14 protein-coding genes are annotated in these 18,086 nt (G+C 70.3%); 1 reads left to right on the top strand and 13 read right to left on the bottom strand.

The genetic code is table 11. From position 1 onward, the window contains the following. Positions 1-31: 31 nt before the first annotated feature. The 12 genes from EV292_RS08025 to EV292_RS07970 all read right to left on the bottom strand — a co-directional run bounded on the left by EV292_RS08025 (position 32) and on the right by EV292_RS07970 (position 15,565). On the bottom strand, positions 32-1,318 hold the full coding sequence (locus EV292_RS08025) for a hypothetical protein (protein ID WP_132908667.1): 1,287 nt from the start codon (positions 1,316-1,318) through the stop codon (positions 32-34). Between the two features lie 124 nt (positions 1,319-1,442). Beyond that, positions 1,443-1,667, bottom strand: a complete 225-nt coding sequence (locus tag EV292_RS08020) for a hypothetical protein (RefSeq protein ID WP_132908666.1) — start codon at positions 1,665-1,667, stop codon at positions 1,443-1,445. A gap of 1 nt (position 1,668) precedes the next feature. Beyond that, positions 1,669-2,418, bottom strand: coding sequence for a BRO family protein (locus tag EV292_RS08015; RefSeq protein WP_132908665.1), 750 nt, complete (start codon positions 2,416-2,418; stop codon positions 1,669-1,671). 570 nt (positions 2,419-2,988) lie between these two features. Further along, positions 2,989-5,481 (bottom strand): hypothetical protein, encoded by a 2,493-nt coding sequence (locus tag EV292_RS08010; protein ID WP_132908664.1) that lies wholly within the window; start codon positions 5,479-5,481, stop codon positions 2,989-2,991. Next, positions 5,478-8,213, bottom strand: coding sequence for a hypothetical protein (locus EV292_RS08005; RefSeq protein ID WP_132908663.1), 2,736 nt, complete (start codon positions 8,211-8,213; stop codon positions 5,478-5,480). The genes EV292_RS08010 and EV292_RS08005 overlap by 4 nt, the downstream gene beginning before the upstream one ends. Beyond that, positions 8,210-10,198, bottom strand: a complete 1,989-nt coding sequence (locus EV292_RS22585; protein ID WP_165927050.1) for a hypothetical protein — start codon at positions 10,196-10,198, stop codon at positions 8,210-8,212. The genes EV292_RS08005 and EV292_RS22585 overlap by 4 nt, the downstream gene beginning before the upstream one ends. Beyond that, positions 10,198-11,028 (bottom strand): hypothetical protein, encoded by an 831-nt coding sequence (locus tag EV292_RS07995; protein WP_132908662.1) that lies wholly within the window; start codon positions 11,026-11,028, stop codon positions 10,198-10,200. Before EV292_RS07995 ends, EV292_RS22585 begins: the two co-directional genes overlap by 1 nt. Then, positions 11,025-13,256, bottom strand: coding sequence for a hypothetical protein (locus EV292_RS22580; RefSeq protein WP_165927049.1), 2,232 nt, complete (start codon positions 13,254-13,256; stop codon positions 11,025-11,027). The genes EV292_RS07995 and EV292_RS22580 overlap by 4 nt, the downstream gene beginning before the upstream one ends. Continuing rightward, a complete protein-coding gene (locus tag EV292_RS07985; protein ID WP_132908661.1) occupies positions 13,253-13,876 on the bottom strand; it encodes a hypothetical protein in 624 nt (207 codons plus the stop codon). Before EV292_RS07985 ends, EV292_RS22580 begins: the two co-directional genes overlap by 4 nt. Before the next feature lie 13 nt (positions 13,877-13,889). After that, a complete protein-coding gene (locus EV292_RS07980) occupies positions 13,890-14,087 on the bottom strand; it encodes a hypothetical protein (RefSeq protein WP_132908660.1) in 198 nt (65 codons plus the stop codon). A gap of 105 nt (positions 14,088-14,192) precedes the next feature. After that, positions 14,193-14,621 (bottom strand): hypothetical protein, encoded by a 429-nt coding sequence (locus tag EV292_RS07975; protein ID WP_132908659.1) that lies wholly within the window; start codon positions 14,619-14,621, stop codon positions 14,193-14,195. Between the two features lie 8 nt (positions 14,622-14,629). Beyond that, on the bottom strand, positions 14,630-15,565 hold the full coding sequence (locus EV292_RS07970; RefSeq protein ID WP_132908658.1) for a phage capsid protein: 936 nt from the start codon (positions 15,563-15,565) through the stop codon (positions 14,630-14,632). A gap of 949 nt (positions 15,566-16,514) precedes the next feature. Here EV292_RS07970 and EV292_RS07960 point away from each other — a divergent pair. Continuing rightward, on the top strand, positions 16,515-17,540 hold the full coding sequence (locus EV292_RS07960; protein ID WP_132908656.1) for a hypothetical protein: 1,026 nt from the start codon (positions 16,515-16,517) through the stop codon (positions 17,538-17,540). Here EV292_RS07960 and EV292_RS07955 read toward each other — a convergent pair. Next, a complete protein-coding gene (locus EV292_RS07955; RefSeq protein WP_132908655.1) occupies positions 17,533-18,075 on the bottom strand; it encodes a Pycsar system effector family protein in 543 nt (180 codons plus the stop codon). The two genes, EV292_RS07960 and EV292_RS07955, sit on opposite strands and share 8 nt — an antisense overlap. Between the last annotated feature and the right edge of the window lie 11 nt (positions 18,076-18,086).

Raw genomic sequence — 18,086 nt, 5'->3', positions numbered from 1 at the left:
CCGGCCGTGCCGCGGGGAAGCGGGGATCGCGTCAGCGCGGCGTCGCCGCCGACTCCTTCGCGACCTCGGCCGCCAGCGCCTCCATCGAATCCGCCAGCGCGTCGGCGACCGCCGCCTGCTCGGCCGCGCCATCGTGCGACGGCGGCGGTGCGCCGCCGAACGAGGCCGCGGTCCGTTCGGCCAGCCGCTCGGGTCGCTGCGGCACCGGCGCGGCGAGGTCGACCGCGACGACCTCGGCCCCGCTCGTCGCGAGCGCGCTGCGGATCGCGGCGAACGCCGCCGGGGGGACGGCGGGGTAGACCCGCACGCCGCGCAGCTTGCCGGCGGGTAGCGTCCGCGCCTCCTCCTCGACGATCGCGACCAGCCGCTCGGGGGCGGCCGGTGCTGCCAGCATCACGGCGTCGCCCTCCTCCGCCTCGCGCAGCGCCTCGCGAACCCAGGTGACCGATGGCGCGTAATCCTTCGCGCCCGGCGAGCGCAGCACGGTTGTTTTCGGGAAGCCCTCGCGCCAGGCGGGGTCGACGCGGTAGAACAGCTCGCGCAGATAGCCGTGCCACGCCGGCTCGCCCGGCTGCGCCGGCGGCGACAAGGGGGCCGCGAAGGCGGCACGCTGCGCTGCCTGCCACGCGCGACGGTCGCGCGCCACGCGCGTCGCTGCGGTCAGCGCGCGGTCCCACGCCGCGCCGGACGGCGGCACGACCGCGCCGGTCGCGAGATCCACTGACACGTCGACCGTGCGCGGCCGCGCATCGCTACGGGATTCCTCCTCGGGTACGACGACCGGGATGGCGACGTGGCGACCGTCGCGGGCAAGCCTGGCCTCGCGACGCCAATGCAGCGAACTCACCGAGCGCGGCAGTGCCTCGAGATAGTCGGGCGGCAGGAGGTCGTCGAGCCGGAGAGAGCGGACCTGCTGCCCTCCAGCGCCGTAGATCACCACCACATTCTCGCCCAGCCCCATCGAGTGCCAATTGTCGAACGTGACGACATGCTGGCCGTCGTCGCTGACCAGCGCGTCGACGGGCGCGACCTCATTGGCCAGCGGCACCTCCCACTGCGTGATCCAGCGCCCGCCGACCCGTCGCTCGAGCACGCCGCGCGCGGTGCGCTTGGTCTCGCCGGCGCGCTGACCCGCGGGCTCCTTGCCGGCGCTCTTGTCCTCGAAATAAGCGAGCTGGCTCTCGAGAGCGCGCGGCTCGACGATGAGTCGGCTGGTCTTCTTCGGCGAGGTGTAGACGGCGCGCGTCGGCGACATCCAGGTATCGGCTAGCGCGGGCGCCGCGAGCGCCACTGCCACCAGCATCATCAGCCACCGCATGTCTCTCCCCCGATCTTGACGTCGCCCTGCGGCCTGGTTCGCGCCGAAGCGCATAGCTAACCGTCGTTCGACGATACGGTCCATCCCCTAAACAAGAGCCTTCGTGATCGTCGACGCGGCGAGCCTAGAGTTCCAAATCGTTCACCGCCGCCCGATGCCGCGGCACGCCGCTCGGGATCGCATGGCGGGCGGCATCGAACACCACCTGGAGCAGACAGGCGAACGGTTCGGCCTTGATCTCGCCGCCGGGTGCCTGGAAGGCGATCAGGTCGTGCAACGCCTGCATCGCGCCCAACGCGATCGTGGCGCGCTCTTCCTGATCGCGCCGTTCGTCCCACCGCGCCGGCATCTCACAGCCCCCTCGCGGCACGGGCTTCGCGCACCAGCTGGGGGACGTGGTCGGGGTGGAACCACATGTTGCGCTTCACGCCCTCGCGCTTGACCGGCCAGTCGACCCAGCCGAACAGCCGCAGCAGCGCGCCCGTGCGGTACAGCACGCCACGGTCGACCGTCTCGAGCCCGATGCCCTGCGCGGCGAGCAGCGCGGTCGTCTCGGTGCGTTCGGCGAGCCACTCCTTGAGCGGCTCGGCGAGATTGTCGCCCTCGATCAGCGGGCAGGCGTCGACGATCGGGGCGGGGAGGCCGAGCTGGGTCCACAGGCTGCGCGCCGCGGCGGGGCCGAACAGCCGCCGCGCCTCGCGCACCGTCGCGACCGAGGCGTTGAGCCGGACCGGATCGACGTCGCCCGGCGCGAGCGGCCGCGGGTCGTAGCCGGGCAGCTCGTAGCGGCCGGTCTTGCGGATCGAGGGCAGCACCTCGCCGGTGACCCAGCGCCGGAACCGATCCGCCTCGGGGCGGCGCGACTTGAAGATGGCGGCGTACATGCCGCTCTCCGAGATGATCGTCATCTCCTGGTCGGCGGAGGGGGTACACAGAACGTGTGTACCCCTCTCATCGTCTTGCAAGTTGCGTGTCATGGCGGTGGCGTCGCGGTAGCCGAGCGCCTTCGCGATATCGCCGGCAACGAACCATGGGTCACCGGCGACGGTGATGACCCGAACTGGCTCATCTTCGAATTGGTAGGTAAGTACGGGTTCCATAGGCGCTCCAACAGATGCGCCGGTTCCAGCAAGACCAAAGCTGGTGGCCGGACGTGCCACGATTGGTCTTACCGCCTGTTGGAACGGCGCTCCTTGCGGAGCTCGCGACACGCCCGGCCATAGAAAACCGCGCCCACACGGGGCGTGTGGCGCGGGCTACGCCAACAGGAGCAGGGAGACCAATCCCTTGTCCGGGACATACCGGACGTGAGATGTATATCCGAGACCGAATCGCGGAGCAAGCGCAAGATGAGGGGCGTTCTGACAAGTTGTTGGATTGCAGCTGTAATCGGCTATGGTATCTCACAGCTGATTGCTGCGGCGGTCGGCGCGGATTTTCTGTTCGGTCCGATACTTGCCACAATCTTGATTGTCGCTTGCTTCGGTTTAAGGTTCACTTTTCCTCTTACAATCGCTTCCTTCGTATGCGCTTACGCTGTTTGGAGGTGGCCATGGTATGGGGCGATGCTTTTCGCCGCGCCGGGGCTCGTGCTGGTCTTGCTCGGTAGCGCAGCGGACGGCGTGAACGCGCTACTCAGGAGGCGTCCCGGTCAGAGGGTGCGGTGACGATTAGGCGGGTTTCTCGCCGCCCCACGCATTCATCCACTCGGGCGCGCGGCTCGGCGCCGCCTCGCCGGGCGCCCACCACTCGCCCTGGTGGTTCTTCTCGTCGCGCTTCCGCTGGCGCTCACGCCACTGCTCGACCTCCGGATCGAGGTGCTCGGCCATCAACTGGTCGATCACCAGCCGCTCGAACGCCGCGCGAAGGTACCAGATGTTGCCGCCCGGCGTGTAGCGCTGCACCAGCCGGGTCAGCGCTGCGCCGGGGTTACCCTCGCGATGCGTCCCGTCCTCGCGCTCCGCGCCCGGCAACGCCTGGTGCGCGGCCTTCGCCAGGTCGACGGACAGGCCGACCACCGGCCCGCCGATGAAGCCGGTCAGGTCGACCCGCTCGGCGGTGTACTGCCCGAGCAGATCGCCGACGACGCCGATCCCGCCGCCCTGGAGCGCCGCGTCCCGCCAGAACTCGAGATTGTCCATCGGCCGGGGGTCATGCCCCTTGGCGATCTCGCGCAGCTGGATCGTCGCCGCGCCGAACAACGTCAGCCCGATCACGAACTGCGCGGCGTAGGCGGCGCGCTCGCGCGGGGGGAGCGAGGCCAGCACGCGCGCCGTCTTCATCATCAGCGAGACGGAGAAACCTTTGAACTGGAGGCCGTTGCGCAACATCTCGCCCCAGAAGGTGCCGGGGTTGGTACCGTTCAGCATGAGCGCGCGCGCCGAGGCGCTCACCTCCGGCACCGCTTCGGCGCGCCCGCGCAGCAGCATGTTCATCAGCCGATCGGCAGCGCCGGGATCGCGGATCGCCTGCGGGTCGACATAGGCGATGCCGTTGCTGACGACCGGCTCGGCGAGCCGGATGCTCTGCCAGTCGTGGCGGTCGAGCCCGACATATTCCATCCCGCGACGCAGGCGGCGCGGCAGCTGATCCCACGGCTCGCCGCGATGGTCGCCGAGCGTGCCGAGCAGGTCGAGCCCGAAGGCATTCTGCCCCGCCTCGGTGAAGCGGTTGAGCAGGCTGACGCGCATCACGTCGTCGGCGGCCACGCTGGTCCAGCCCGGCCCCGACGTCTGGCCGTAGTGGCGCCCGATCCCCTGGAGCGAATGGGCCGCGTCCATCATCCCCAGACCGAGCCGCGTCGCCAGCGCGCGGTCGCGCCCGGACAGCGGATTGAGCTGCTTGAGATAGCCGGTCAGCACGCTGACCGCGGGCAGGCCGTAGTGCTTGCGCGCGAGCCAGCCGGTCAAGGCGTCGCCGGGCGCCGACAACAGCGCGGAGCCGAGCTGCGAAGCGGTGAGCAGGTTGCGTGTGCCCTGCACGGTGCGGATCGCGTAAAAGCCGGGCGTCTCCAGTGCGCCCTCGGGCAGCACCATGATGTTGCTCTCGCCCTTGATGTAGCGCCACAGGTTCTCGGTCCGCTTCCGCCCGGCGGCGACCCCGCGCACCGCGCCGACGATCGTCTTGTCGGACTGCGCCTCGCCCTTGTTGACGTGATCGAGCAGGAAGCGGAGCTGCTCGTCCGGGTTCGGCCCGAGCCGCTCGAAAATGGCGATGTCCTTCGCCATCCCGTCGAGATGCCCGGTCACGGTGGTGAAGACGTTGGCGCCGGAACCGTAGGCGCGGTCGTACTGGAGCCAGGCGTCGCCGTCGCGGAAGTGGAGGAAGCGGTGCTCGCCGCGCCGGTTGGCGAGCTTCCCCGCGCCGCCGAACCCGGCGCTGGCGTCGCCGCTGAGCCCGTTGGTGCGGATCGTCTCCCACACGCCCTCGAGCGTCTCGCGCAGCGCGGCGTCGGTGAACGGCACCCCGGTGCGCTCGTCGATCATCCGCGACCGATCGAGCAGCGGGGTGACGTCGGCGAGCCAGCGCTCGCGCCCGGCGGCGCGCACCTTGAGCGCGTCGTGCCGGTGCGGCAGGCCGAACCCCGCGAGCCGGCGGATATTGCCGCCGGCGGCGTTGAAGCGCTGGCGCAGCTGCTCGAACGTCTCGCCGATCGCCTGCGCGAACAGCTTGGCGCGCGCGTTGTCGGTGCTGCCGGCGGCGTGCAGCTCGCGCACGACGTCGTTGAGCCCCTCGGCGTCGTGCGCCTTGCCGAGCAGGTCGCGGCGGTGGTGCTCGATGAAGCCGGCGACGCGCGCGTGCGCCTGGAAGAGGATGCGCTGACGCGAGGTCATCACGTTGCCGCCGCGATAGGGCGCGCGGTCGTCGTCGTCGAGCAGCGCGCTGACCGCGGAATAACGGTTCTTGCCGTTGAAGCGGTCGAGGTCCTTGAGGCAGTCGCGCTGCCGCGCCGCCTGGAGCAGCGTCTGCCGCTTCCTGAGCCGTGCCTCCTCGGCGAGCTGGCGCAGCGTCGCCTCGCTCGCCTCGGCCGCGGCGGCGTCGGCGCCCATCGAGCGGCGGTAGTAGCGCTCCAGCTCCTCGAACAGAGCGGTCATCCGCGCGCCGCGCGCGGCGTCGATCTCGCCGCGCCTCACCAGCGCGGGGACGCAGTCGGCGAGGCTCATCCCTGCTCCTTCGCGTTGTCGGACGTCGGTGGGGCGAGGCACGCGCGCGCGGCGTCCACCGCGGCGGCATCGTCGTCGCAGTCCCGGAGCGCATCGGCGAGCCGCACGGGCTTCTCGCCCTCGCCGAGCGGGACCATCAGCTCGGGGTCCGCGGCGAGCGCCATCCGCGCGTCGTGCTCGAGGCTGTCGATCTGGCGCGCGACCGCGACGTCGTCCGGATGGTCGAAGCCGGCGACGTCGGGCGGCGGGCCGACGTCGACGTCGTGCGGCTCCAGCCTGGTCAGCTCCCACGCGCCGGGCATGTCGATCGCGGTCCGCTCGGCGGCGCGCTTGGACGGGCTCCACCAGGCAATCTTTCCGTGCTCGTCGCGCAGCGCCCATACCGGCTTTGGTATGTCGCCGCGCGCCGCGTCGGTGGCCCACATTGAGCGCAGCAGCGCGATCTGCTTGTCGTGCTGGCTTAGCTCCCCTAGATTCGGAGGCGCCCCCGGGTGGGTAGAGTCGGCCCCACCGTTACCGAGCGGTCGCGGAGCTAAGGTCTCGGCGGGGGTTCTCTTCTCGAACGCCGTCACCAGCCAGCGCGCATCCTTGCCGTGCCAGCTCAACGCGATCACCGCGCGGTGGCGCGCGTCTTCCAGCTCCAGACGCTCGCGCAGCGGCTCGTGCCGCCACACCGCCATATCGGCGATCATCTCGGGGAGGCGCGCGAGGTGCGCCTCCATCTCCGGGTGCTTGGCGAGGATGTGCGCGAGCCCGAAGCCGCCGCGATAGTCGCGCGCCGGGTCGCCGGCTTGGCCCCATGGCAGGTCGATCGGTGCGTCGAGCGCCTCGTGATGGAGCAACCCCCTCACGATGCCGCTTTGCTCCTTCCGCAGCTCGGCCAGTTCCAGCGACCAGCGTGACGGGGCGGCCTCGCTGACCCGATCCGGGGAGAGCGGATCGCTCAGCTCGTCTCGCCCGGCTATTTCCGGCAGTGCCCCCGGGTGGGTAGAGTCGGGCCCACCGTTACCGAGCGGCCGTGAAGATAAGGTCTCGGCGGGGGCACCCTCCACCGGCCGCGCGCGCGGATCGTCAAGGTCGAACGGCACGTCGTCGTCGAGGTGTGCGACGCCGCTGGCGGGATCGCGCGTCGGCGGGCGCACGTCGTCGCGGCCCCAGTCGTCCCAGGCGGCGTCGCTCGCCTCGACCTCGCGCTGCGCCGCGCGCCACTCGGCGTCGCCGACGTCGCCCTCGGCGAACAGGTCGCGCCGGAGCACCGGCGCGCGCGAGCGTTCGCCCCCGATCGCGCGCGCCGCCCAGTCGACCACCTCCTCGGCCGATTTGCCGCGCAGGAACGGATTAGCTTGAAGCGCGGCGTGCGACAGCAGCGCCTCGACCGGCGTGTCGCCCGCCGCGCGCAGGATCTTCGACGCCGCGCCGGTGCCGGCGAAGTGCATCAGGTAAAGGTTGGCCGGCGTCTCGGGCGCGCCCACCTTCGCCAGCGCCGAGCGATACTCCGCGCCGAGCTGGTCGACGACGCGCTCCTGCCACACCGGGTGGCTGCGCAGCGCGAGCAGGTAGGAGTCGGAGGCGTGCGCCGCTTCCGGGAAGGTGCGTGCGACCCGCAGCCAGGTCGAGTCGATCACCTGGTAGCGCCCGGTCGCGCTCGAGTGCGGGTTGGTCGCGCTGTCGTCGCCGCTGCTCTCGCGCCGCCCGAGCGCGAGCTTGAACTGCTCCCAGCGGTCGGCCGCGGTGCGCGCGGCGGCCTCGGCGCTGCTCACCGGGCGCAGCGGCGCGGCGACGTCCGGCGGCGCGTTGAGCATCGCGATCGCGCGGTTGAGCCGCTCGGCGTGCGCGTCGGTGCCGGCGCCGGGCGTGAACGGACTGCCCGCGGCGATGTCGGCCTCGCGCTCGAGCACCGCGGTCGCGCCGCGCTCGGCGTCGGTCATCCGGTCCCAGCCGATCCGCTCGCGCGCGGTGCGGGCGAGCGCGGCGGCGGGGTGCTCCAGCGCCTTCATCCCGCCGCCGAGCAGCGCACCCGTGCCGGCAGCGGTGGCGAGGTCGGTCGCGACGCCGAGCGGCGTGGTCTCTTGCCCTCGAGCCGCACGTTCGACAGCGTGTTCGGGTGCCTGCATGGCCTCGAGCTGGACGTTGGTGCGGGCGTCTTTGATCGCCGCGCCCAAGATCGAGCGCGCTCCGCCGCCGCCCATCGCCAGCGTCGCCAGGTTGAGCGGATCGCTCGCGCCACCGATGAAGGTGCCGAGCAGCCAGGGCGCCCAGCCCATGCGGTGGACGATGTCCTGCCGCTGGCGATCGGCCTCGATCAGCGGCGTGATGATCCGCTGGCGCCATCGCTCGGGATCGTCCTCGACGCCGGCGAAGGCATGCGGGTCGAGCTGACGCGCGCGCTGAATGTCGCGGAAGATCGCCGCGCCGCGGTACATCGGTGCCGCGCCAGGCAGCGGGCTGAAGCTGTAGTCGTCCTTGAAGCCGCGGCGCTTCAGCTCGTCGGCGAGCGCGGCGTAGCCCTGGTCAACCGCCTGCTGCTGCAGCAGCTCCTGCCGTTCGTCCTCGGCGCCAGCGTTGATCGCGGCGGCGTGGATCTGACCGAAGACGCCCGGCATCTCCACCGGCCGCTCGACCGCTGGCGCGCGCGGGCCGAGCTGGCGGAACGTGTCGCTCGGCGCGTCCGCCGCGAGCAGCGACGGGTGCGGCTGCGGCGCCGGCGTGGGGGCAACGCGCGCGTCGGTCACTGGCCGAGCTGCCGCACGTCGACGGTGTAATCGTCGCCGTGCTCGTCCTTCACCATCCGCCCGCCCGAGCGGAAGGCGTAGCGGCCGTCGCCGACCGCGGTGGGCAGCATCGTCGCGAACTCGCCGCGCGTCATCACGTGGCCGTCGGACCAGCGTGCGCTGCGCCCGCCCGAGGCGCGCGCGTAGTCGGCCGCGCTCGCGCGCGCGAAGCGCCGCATCAGCTCGTCGCCGCTCATCCCCTGCGGCACCAGCACCAGCCCGCCCGGCGTGTGCGCCACCCCGCCGGTGGCGCCGTTGGCCCCCGGCTGGCGCCCGAGCACCGTCTCCACCGCCTCGGCGAAGCGGCCCGGGTCGTACTGGTGGAGCCCGCCGTCGACCGCGCGCTGCGCGTAGAAGCTCTTGGCGGCGCGGAACACGTCGTCGCGATAGCCGCCGAGCGGCGCCAGCACCGGCCCGTACCACTTTGCGAAGTCGACCCGCGCGCGCGCCTCGTCGAACACCTTGGGCGCGCTCCTGAGCGTCTCCTCGCCGCGCAGCACCTCGCGCGCGACCGACAGCGGCAGCTGCGCCGCGACGCGGAAGGCGCCGTCCTCGCTCCCCGCCGCCTGCGTGGCGGCGGCGCGGATCACGCGCGGGTCGCCGAACCCCTGGAGCGCGGCGAGCGCCTCGAGCCGCTGCGCCGGCCCGCCGTGGACGAGGTCGTGGAAGCCGGGCAGCTCGGTCCTGAGCAGCGGCTCGGGCGCGGCGCGGCCGTAGCGGGCCGCCGCGGCCACCGCCTGGTCGGCGCGCGCGCGCAGCGAGGCCGGATCGCGCGGGTCGAGCGGCGCCACCGGCTGGCCGCTGGCGTATTGCTGCTGGAGCAGCGCGCCGCCGGGCTCGGCGAGCCGCTCGGCGGTGGCGCGGCGCTGCTCGGTGAGCCCGCGCAGCTCGTGCGCCTCGTCGCCGTCGAGCGCGCCGCGCGCCTGTTTCGCGCTCAGCTCGGCGACGCGCTGGTCGAGCTGGGGCAGCGTCCAGTCGCGCGTGTGCTGGACCGCGTCGAACGCCACCGCGCGCCCGCGCCACTCCTCGGCTTTCGCGTCGTCGCCGAGCGCGTGCCACTGCGCCGCGACCGCGCGCCGGTCGTCGCCCGAGCCGGCGCCGGCGGCGAGATCGACCTCGCGCGCGCGCAGCTGCTGCCTGACCAGCGCGAGCTCCTGCGCCTGCCGCGCGCGCGCCTCGGCCTCGCCGCGCCGCAGCTGCACCTCGGCGCCGCGGCGGAGATGCTCGGCGACCTCGGGCGGGAGGATGGAGTCGAACGCCCCGCTGTCGAGCACGCGCGGCACCGCGGCGGGATCGCGCTCGATCAGCCCCTGGAGATAGCCGGTGCTGACCTTCTCGTCGAAGTCGCGGCCGAGCTTCTCCCGTACCTCCGGTGGCACGCCCGCGAGCGCCTCGATGCCCTGGCGCCCTAGGCTCAGCTCCTGCGCGAAGGCGTCGGGATCGGGTAGCCGGCGAGCGCGGTTGGCGGACGCCTGTGTGGCTTGCAACTGGTCGGTCGTGAGCTTGCCGACACGCTGCCCCTCCTGCCACTGATACTCGTTGCTGCTGAGCCGCTGACCGAACTCGCCGAGCTGCGCCAGCGCCGAGCGCCGCACGCGGTCGTCCGCGATGCCGTCGGCGAGCCCGTCAGCGCGCGCGCGCCACCAGTCCGTCACGGCGACGGCGTGACCTTCGCCACCCGGTTTAGGGTTGTGGCGAAGGTCGGTGACGAAGTGGTCCGCGTCGGTTCGCGCGACAGCAAAGCGCGCGTTGAAGTCGGCCGCCTCGCTGTCGGCCTTCTGCTGGCGGTCGAGCTGGTAGCGGCGCAGGTCCTGCGCGTGCCCGGCCGCGCCCAGCTCCGCGATCGCGGCGCCGACGCCCGCGCCGAACGCGCCGGCGCCGGCCTGCGGCAGCGGCACCGCGCGCGGCGGGCCGAGCTGCTGCTCGTAACCGCGCTCGGCGGGCATCAGCCGCCCGCCCGCGGCGTCGGGGTTTGCGCCGGCGGGGTGGTGCCGCGCCGCGCCGCCGCCCAGTCCGAGCGCGACTGGAGCAGCGACGCGCCCGCGCCGATCAGCCCCGACACCAGCGCGTTGTTGCCCTGCGCGCGCGCGATGTCGCCCTCCACCAGCCGCGCGCGCGCGCGCCGCGCCGCGTCGTCGCGCGCCTGGAGCGCGTCGAACGCGGCGCTGACCTGGCTGTCGGCGAGCGCGTCGAGCGCCGAGCCGCTCCCCTGCTCGAAGCCGTTGGCCCCCTGCGCGGCAAGCTGCGCCCCGATCGCGGCGCGCGCGGAGTCGCGGATCCGCGTCTCGGCCGCGGCGCCCGCGCGCTGCTCCTCGATCGCGCCGGTCTGCGCCGCGCGCTGGTTGAACCGCCCCGCCTCGTAGCCGCCGACCCCGGCGACGACGTGGCCGAGCGCCATCGCCGCTTCCACCAGCCGCGCCCAGCGCCGCTCCGCCGCGACGCGCTCGCGCACCAGCGCCTCGATCCGCGCGAGCGGGCTGGCGGCGATCCGCGCGCGCGCGAAGCGCGTCACCGCGAGATGCGCCGCGCCGATCCCCTCGGCGAGGATCGCCCAGGCCACCGCCTGGCGCCCGGGGAAGGTCTCGCGCAGCCCGAGGCAGGCGACCAGCCGGCCGTCGCGCCCGCGCGCCGCCCAGGCCTCGCCGGGGCTGGCGGCGAGGTCGGCCGCCTCGGCCGCGCTGAGGTCGCGCGCCAGCCCGAGCTGGATCCGCTGCGAGCGCTGGCGCTGGATCCGCAGCGCGTCCTCCGGGCCGAGCGGCGCGATCGCCACGCTCACGACCCCACCTCGACCGTGAGCATCGCGGCGACCACCACCGCGGGCAGCGGCGCGTCCGAGACGAAGCGCGCCTGCCCGGTGCGGTCCCACCCGCCCGAGACCGAGCGCGTGCTGTCGCCGCTGAACAGCGGCACGCCCGCGTCCATCGCGTCGTCGCCGCTGCGGTCGAGCAGCGCGTCGAGTGGCCCCGCGCGCGCGCCGATGCGGATCCCTGCGGTGTCGAGCAGCCGCAGCACCAGCGCCACCACGCGCTGGCGCTTGCCCTGGCTCGACTGGCCGTCGCCGCGCAGCTCGGGGCGCAGCGTGACCGCCAGCGCGGTGAAGCGCCGCCCGACGACGACGCGGAAGCCGCGGTCGCGCGGCACCGACGTCGCCGGGAGCGTGAACGCGCCGTCCGCGTTGACGCGCACGTCGCGGATCACCCCGCCGTCGGCGAGCACGTCGACGCGCGCGCCGGCGAGCTGGATGGCGCCGCTGAAATGCTGCTGGCCCGGCGCGGCGCGCGCGGCGGTGGCGCTGTCGAGGAAGAAGGCGTCCGCGCGCGGGGCATCGTCCTCGCGCCACGCCGCCATCCGCTCGACGCCGACGCCCCCGCCGTCGCGCTCGACCAGCACCCACAGCTCGTCGGTGACGCCGTCGGCGCCGGCGAGGCACGCGGCCGAGCGGATCGCGCCCCCGCCGTGGACGATCCGCGCGAAGCCCTTGATCTCCTGCTCGGGCGCGTGCGGGTGGACCACCAGCTGGCCGTCGCCGCGCACCGCGACCAACAGCTCCTCGGGATCCTTCTGAAAGGCGAGCTGGCGGATCCCCGAGGCGGTGACGTGGCGGCACCAGACGGTGAGATTCTCCGCGGCGTAGCGGTCGCGCGCGAAGTCGTAGTCGGCCTGGCGCAGCTTGCGCCCGCCGCGCTGGACGAACACCGCCTGGGTGCCGATCTGCTGCGGCGTCACCGGCGCCGAGCCGAAATAGCTCTGCGGCACCGCCTCGATATTGTCGCCGGCGAGCGGCTGCGCGGCGTTGATCGCGCCCACCGCGATCTCGCGGCTGGCGGTGCCGATCAGCAGGCGGTTGCGATCGGCGATCGCCCACAGCGCCGGGTCGGGCGTCGACAGCGTGCGGCGGAAGGCGAGGTCGGTGGCGGTGACGCCGCTGGTCGTGTGGGTGGCGTGGTTGAGATAGTCGCCCGACACGCTGGCGAACAATTCGAACCGCTTGATCAGGATCAGCCGCCCGCCGGTGGCGACGACGAGGTTGGGCCAGCCCGCCGCGGCCGAGAAGGCGCCGTGCGCCCAGCGGTGCGTCGGCGCGGCGACGAGGCTGTCGGGCAGGCGGCGGATCACCTGTGCGGTGGCGCTGCGGCCGTCTGCGGCGATCGACCCGAGGCGGAGCACGCCGAAGCGGTCGTGCCGGAAGGCCCAGCGCACGCCGAACGGACCCTTGCCGTTGATGTCGGTGCGGCCGGGCGTGTCGTCACCGTCCCACGCCTCGCCCTCGGTGTGGCGCGGCGGGTTGGTGCCGGTGCGCCCCGCGCTGGTGGCGGTGTAGGCGATCCCGTCGTTGCGGTAGACGGTGCCGGGCGTGATCCCGGCGATGCCGACCTGCCAGCTGCGCTGTTCCGCCGCATTGGCCGCCTCGACGCGGAAGAAGGCGCCGGCGTGGCCGGGCGCGAAGATTGGCGCCGAGGCGGTGAGCGTCACCGCGCCGGTGGTGTCGCTGGCAGAGACGGTGACGCCGCGGTCGGCGTTGGCGTCGGCGAAGGGGCCGTTGGCGAGCGGCAGCGGCTCGTAGGTGAAGCTGGCGGGGCCGGTGCGGGTGAGCCGCGCGGGCGGGTGCGCGGGATGCGCGAGGTACAGCCGGTCGAAGCTCTGCTGCGTCGCGACGAACGGCGCCTCCGCGGCCGAATAGGGCACCGCCAGCTCGAGCGGGACGCCGGGCGCGGTCTCGACCCGCGCGCCGCCGGCGAAGAAGCGCAGCCGCCGGTCGCTCCACTCGAGGAGATACTCGCGCGCGGCGTCGAAGCGGAAGGCGCTGAGCCAGCTCGCGCCCGGCGCGGCGTCCTCGATGTGCTCGAAGCCGGGGCGCTTCACCAGCGCGCCCTCGACGGTGGGGATGAAATTCTCCAGCACCGCGGCGCCGACCTGGTAGACCGCGGTGTCGACGCGGCCGCCCATCCGCGGGCTCAGCTCGCCGCCGTTGAAGCTGGTCGCGATCGGGCGCTGGAGCGTCACGGGAACAGCAGCCCGTCGCGGGTCAGCGCGGTCGCGCCCCCGCCACCATAGCTGCCGCCGGTGCGCGCCAGTTCCCAGCCGCACGGCGCCCAGCTGACGCCGGGGTTCTCCAGCGCGTCGACGCGCTTGGCCTCGGCGAGCGCCTGCTGGTAGGCGCCCCAGGCGTCGGCGCGGCGCGCGCGGTCGCCGGTGACGCGGTCGGCGATCGCGTAGCCCAGCCGCGCGGCGAAGGCGCGGACGAACAGGTCGTCCCACAGCGCGGTCTCGCGCACGTCGGCGACGTAGCGGACGCCGAGCGGGCCGGGCGCGTCCGCCAGCAGCGCGCGGCCCTCGAGCTGGTAGCGCGTGCGGCTCACCCCCAGCACCTCGATCAGGCGGACGCAGTCAGCGGGGAGGTGGAAGGCGGCGCGCCAGTCGAGCGGCGCGTCGGCGAGCGCGGGGAGCTGCGCGCGGCGGATCGCGAAGTTCCACTGGTGGTCGCGCAGCGCGGCGCGGCGCTCGAGATCCCACACCGCGCGCACCGAGCGCGCGAGGTGGGTGTCGTCGTCGGGCGAGCGCAGCTGGTCGTCCTCGCCGATCGACGCGGCGGCGAGATTGGCGATGGTGACGAAGTCGGCCACCGCTCGGGGCGTCTCAGCGCAGCGGCCAGGGCAGCGCGACGAGCGCCTGGCGCAGCTGCTCGACCAGCAGCAGCGCGTCGCCGCGCGACATCGTCCGCGCGTCGAGCGTGAGGCGCGCGGCCTCGCCGTCGCCGAGCGCGTCGGCCGCGGCGAGCGCGACGTCCTGCGGGCGCGGGTGGCCGCGGGTGACGGTGAGCGAGGTGGCGGTCACTTCGGGTTCCTTCGCGGGGTTCCGGGGCGGCGTTCGCGGCGCCGCCCCGGGGTCCGCCACCGCCGCGCCACGCCCCCGTGGATCGCGCCGGCGGCGAAGCGGGGGTCAGGCCGAGAGCGCGAACTCGGTGTCGATCACCAGCACTGCCTCGGCCGGGACCGCGGCGCCGGTGACGGTCAGCCACAGCTCCTCCTCGGCGCCGAGCGGGGTGGCGGCGTGCGCCGCGCCGCGCGGACCGAGCGCGACGGGCGTGTCGGTGACCTTGACCTCGCGCGCGGCGGCGAAGCGGTCGGGCTCGGTGTCGGTGCCGATCGAGAGGTGGACCTTGGGGAGCGCGGTGTCGCTGTTCGCCGACAGCGCGACGATCGCGGCGCCGCGCGGCAGGCGGCCGAGGAAGAGGCGGTCGCCGGGCTCGAGCGCCACCGGCGGCTTGGTGGCGCGGCTGCGGCGCGTGACCGCGTTGACCAGGCGGTTGTCGAGCCGCGCCGGGATGCCCGGCGACGTCTCGAACTCGGTGGCGAGATGATTTGCCATCGCGTCGCTCACTTCTCGCTGTTGAGGATGATGCCGACCTTGCCCGCCTGGGTGCGGGTGGCGGCGACGGTGGTGCCGGCGAAGACCGAGCGCGTGTTGACCTTGCTGGGCTGGTCCTTGATCTCGGTGCGCAGCCGGTTCCAGATGCCGAGCCGGACGCCCGACTTCACCCAGAAGGGCGTGCGCGTGTTGCCGTCGGCATCGACGGTGAGCTTGGACTTGAAGGCGTTGAGCGCCGGATTGCGCAGCTCGAGGTGGAGGAAGGTCCAGCCCAGCATGCGGATGATCCGGCCGTCCTGAAACTCGCCGCCGAACGCGCCCTTGAAGTCGGACGAGGTGGCGGGGACTTCGGAGAGCAGGTCGTCGTTCTGCTCGGCGGTGAGCACCATGTATTTGGTCGCCTGCGCCTCGGCGCCCACGAACGCCTTGTCGAGCATCTTGTTGGCGGCGCGCAGCTTGGCGACGTTCATCCGCGTCGCGCCGCCACCCGCGCCGCCGGTCGCGGCGGGGATGATCTGCGCGGGCGGAAAGGGGGTGACGGTGGTGCCCTCCTTGCCGGAGAGGATCGGGCCGTAGACGCCCTCGAGGATGCGGTCGTCCCAGGCGAGATTGATCGTGGCCGTGGCCGCCATCGTGTAGCCGCCGTCGAGGCTGATCCGGGTGGCGAGCTGGTCGGCGCCGTCGACGAACTTGTGGAAGTACAGCTCGTTCGTCTTGACCAGCCAGACGCGGTCGTGGCCGGGGTCGGTTTCCTTGAGGTCGCCGTGGCGCTCGTCGGCCTCCTGCGGCGTGGTGGAGCCGATGAGGTCCGCCACGGTGACCTTCTCGGCGCCGGCGCAGTCCTGCGTCTCGACCGCGTCGATCAGCTGGGACTTGGTCTGCTGGAGTTGCAGCTCGACGTTGTTGGTGAACTCGTAATTCGCCGTCGTGTTGACGTCGGCCATGCGGGCCTCCCTCGCGAAAAAGGACTGATCCTGTTTCGAAGGGCTTGCCGCCCCGTGCCGGGGAGGGCCGCTCTATCGTTTAACGCCCGCGATCGGCGGAGCCACCCGGCTCTGGGGCGCGGGCCGCTGCCTCCGCGAGGGAGGCGGGCGGCTTGCCGCGTTAGGAACATATACTAACCCACCAGCCTTGAAGCAAGAACGTTAAAGGGCACATCGTCAGCGGACGACGAAACATAAGGGGAACAAGGCGGATTGCATGGCGCGATCAGGTATGTTAGAGAGGGTTTAACTTAAAAAGGCCAGCAAATGTCCGCGCTAGATTATGCTGCTGCTGTGGCTTCCAATCTAACAAAACAGCAAGTATTTGCCCTCGCAGAATCAGTTGCTAAGCAGTTAAATTATGCCCCCGGTGATGATGTGCGGGATCTCGTGCAGAGAATGGGTGGCGTGGTTAGTGTAGAAGATACGTTGTCTAGCGACCCGGACAGTTCTGGGAGCTTGTACGTTGAGAGCCCTTCTAAGTTCACCATTGTCGTTCCGTCACACACAAGTCCGCGGCGAGATAAGTTTACTATAGCGCATGAACTTGGGCACTTTGTTGTGCACTACTTATGGCCGCGGCATGCTGGTAAATCGGTTTCTTCGAGTAAGATGATCGCGTATCGGCGAGGTTCGGAGCGAGTAGAGTGGGAGGCGAATTGGTTCGCCGGAGCGTTCCTTATGCCAGCCGAGCAGTTCCGAGAGCAGTATCTGGCCTGCGAAGGTGACCTGGCGAAGACGGCCTCATTTTTCGGTGTCTCCGAGCAGGCTGCAGAGGTTCGTGCACGACAGCTTAATCTGCGAGGATAAATTGCCGCTCCGCTCCGACTGCCCACTATTTCTCAAGCCGCGTCTGCGTTTATTCCTAAGTGCGGACATAGTCGGATCTACTGCTTTAAAGCAGTCCCAAGTGATAACGCTCCGGGACAAAGAAAGTAAGGACGACACTCCTTGGTTTTCAATCATCCAAGGATTTTACATAGAAGCGCAGCTGGCGTTTTTTTCGGCGTGGCGTGATTCAACGAAAAAAGTAATTTCTAGTGAGTCACTGTGTGGTCCGCCTCCAGAGCTGTGGAAGACCGTTGGGGACGAAATCCTATTCACTAAAGTCTTGACTGACTACCGGCAATTGTCCCTTGCGTTGGAATGTTGGATCTCTGCCCTCGGCAAAATACGCTCTTTCCTGAAAAGGAATGACAACCGCCTTGATGTTAAAGCTACAGCATGGATAGCTGGCTTTCCAGTCAAAAATAAGGATGTTGTTTCGGTTAAGTCGGGCAGTCTCTTAAGTGCAGATCCGCAAGACTACTTTGTGGAAAGTGGTATAATTCTAAATGAGTACTATACTGATCCTGGGGCAAGCAAAGCGTCAATTGATTTCGTTGGACCGTCGGTTGATGTTGGCTTCAGATTGGCCTCGCACGCGTCAGCTCGTCGCTTTGTTGTGAGTGTAGGTATACCATACATACTATCCTTGACGACCCCAGATGATGACGCTCTCGATCAAGAAATAAAGTTCCATTTCGGTGGTGCTATCCCACTTAAAGGTGTCTTTGGTGGGCTGCCATATCCGCTTTTCTGGATCGATATGGGAGAGTCAGGTACCGCCGCAACCCTTGAAGATAGGCTGACAGGCGACAAACCGTGCGATCCGCGTGACGTCCAGAAGTATTGCGCTGCCTTCTATCGAGAGCAGACCTCCTACACCTTCCGGCCCTTCATTCTTGAGGATGGCGAGCATAAACTTACAATTGTGCCGGATTGGTACGTTGAGAAGTTGGATAAGCTGATAGAAAACTTCTTAAATCCACCTACGCTCATAACGGAGGGGGAGGATCCAGAGGAACCGGCCTTCGAGGGCAAAATCGTAGCTGCGGTCGAGATAGCTGCCGCACTTAACCTTACAACCAGTCCGCCTGACGAAGAAACTAAGTGAGAGTAAGCGAGCTCAGAAGCATCGCTGGAAAAATAATTATAAACGCTGCTAAGATGAATTTCGCTCCTCTTGCAAATAAATTCAACTTCCTTACTGTTATTAGGCTCGTCTCAACAAGCTGAGTGACAAGATCATCAATGAGATTAGATGATATCTCATCTAGCTTCGACACGCCATAGCGAGTAGCGAACGATGTTCGCGCAGTTCCCCGGTCTAGCTTCGCTATATTCCCGTGGAAGAGCAAATTACGGGTGGTCAGGCCAGTTGCCGTGTCACCCGCAATCTTTATCTGCCCCGACGGCAATAATGATAGAATCGCGCATATTGCTGCTCCAATAATAAGTGGAACAACGCTAAGAGAGCCAATCTTCAAGTAGTGCGGGGCTTTGTCGTTCGACCAAAGCGAGCAGGTGGCGAGTAGCCACGCTGATGAAAAGGTAAGTAGCGCCGCATTCTTTGTCTCGGCAAACTTAAGCCAATCGTTCACTCGGCTTAAATTGTCGGATAGCGTCTTTTCAGGTAATTGGCTGCTCATAGTCGGCCTTA

The sequence above is a fragment of the Sphingomonas sp. BK235 genome (genome assembly GCF_004345855.1).
Taxonomy (GTDB): domain Bacteria; phylum Pseudomonadota; class Alphaproteobacteria; order Sphingomonadales; family Sphingomonadaceae; genus Sphingomonas.
Note: the sequence above shows the minus strand (reverse complement) of the source record. Positions and strands in the feature narration are given on the sequence as shown.

Bases quoted from the DNA above. Each gene is read 5' to 3' on its own strand.
- EV292_RS08025 (WP_132908667.1), bottom strand. From the start codon at position 1,318: ATGCGGTGGCTGATGATGCTGGTGGCAGTGGCGCTCGCGGCGCCCGCG.
- EV292_RS08020 (WP_132908666.1), bottom strand. From the start codon at position 1,667: ATGCCGGCGCGGTGGGACGAACGGCGCGATCAGGAAGAGCGCGCCACG.
- EV292_RS08015 (WP_132908665.1), bottom strand. From the start codon at position 2,418: ATGGAACCCGTACTTACCTACCAATTCGAAGATGAGCCAGTTCGGGTC.
- EV292_RS08010 (WP_132908664.1), bottom strand. From the start codon at position 5,481: ATGAGCCTCGCCGACTGCGTCCCCGCGCTGGTGAGGCGCGGCGAGATC.
- EV292_RS22585 (WP_165927050.1), bottom strand. From the start codon at position 10,198: ATGCCCGCCGAGCGCGGTTACGAGCAGCAGCTCGGCCCGCCGCGCGCG.
- EV292_RS07975 (WP_132908659.1), bottom strand. From the start codon at position 14,621: ATGGCAAATCATCTCGCCACCGAGTTCGAGACGTCGCCGGGCATCCCG.
- EV292_RS07970 (WP_132908658.1), bottom strand. From the start codon at position 15,565: ATGGCCGACGTCAACACGACGGCGAATTACGAGTTCACCAACAACGTC.
- EV292_RS07955 (WP_132908655.1), bottom strand. From the start codon at position 18,075: ATGAGCAGCCAATTACCTGAAAAGACGCTATCCGACAATTTAAGCCGA.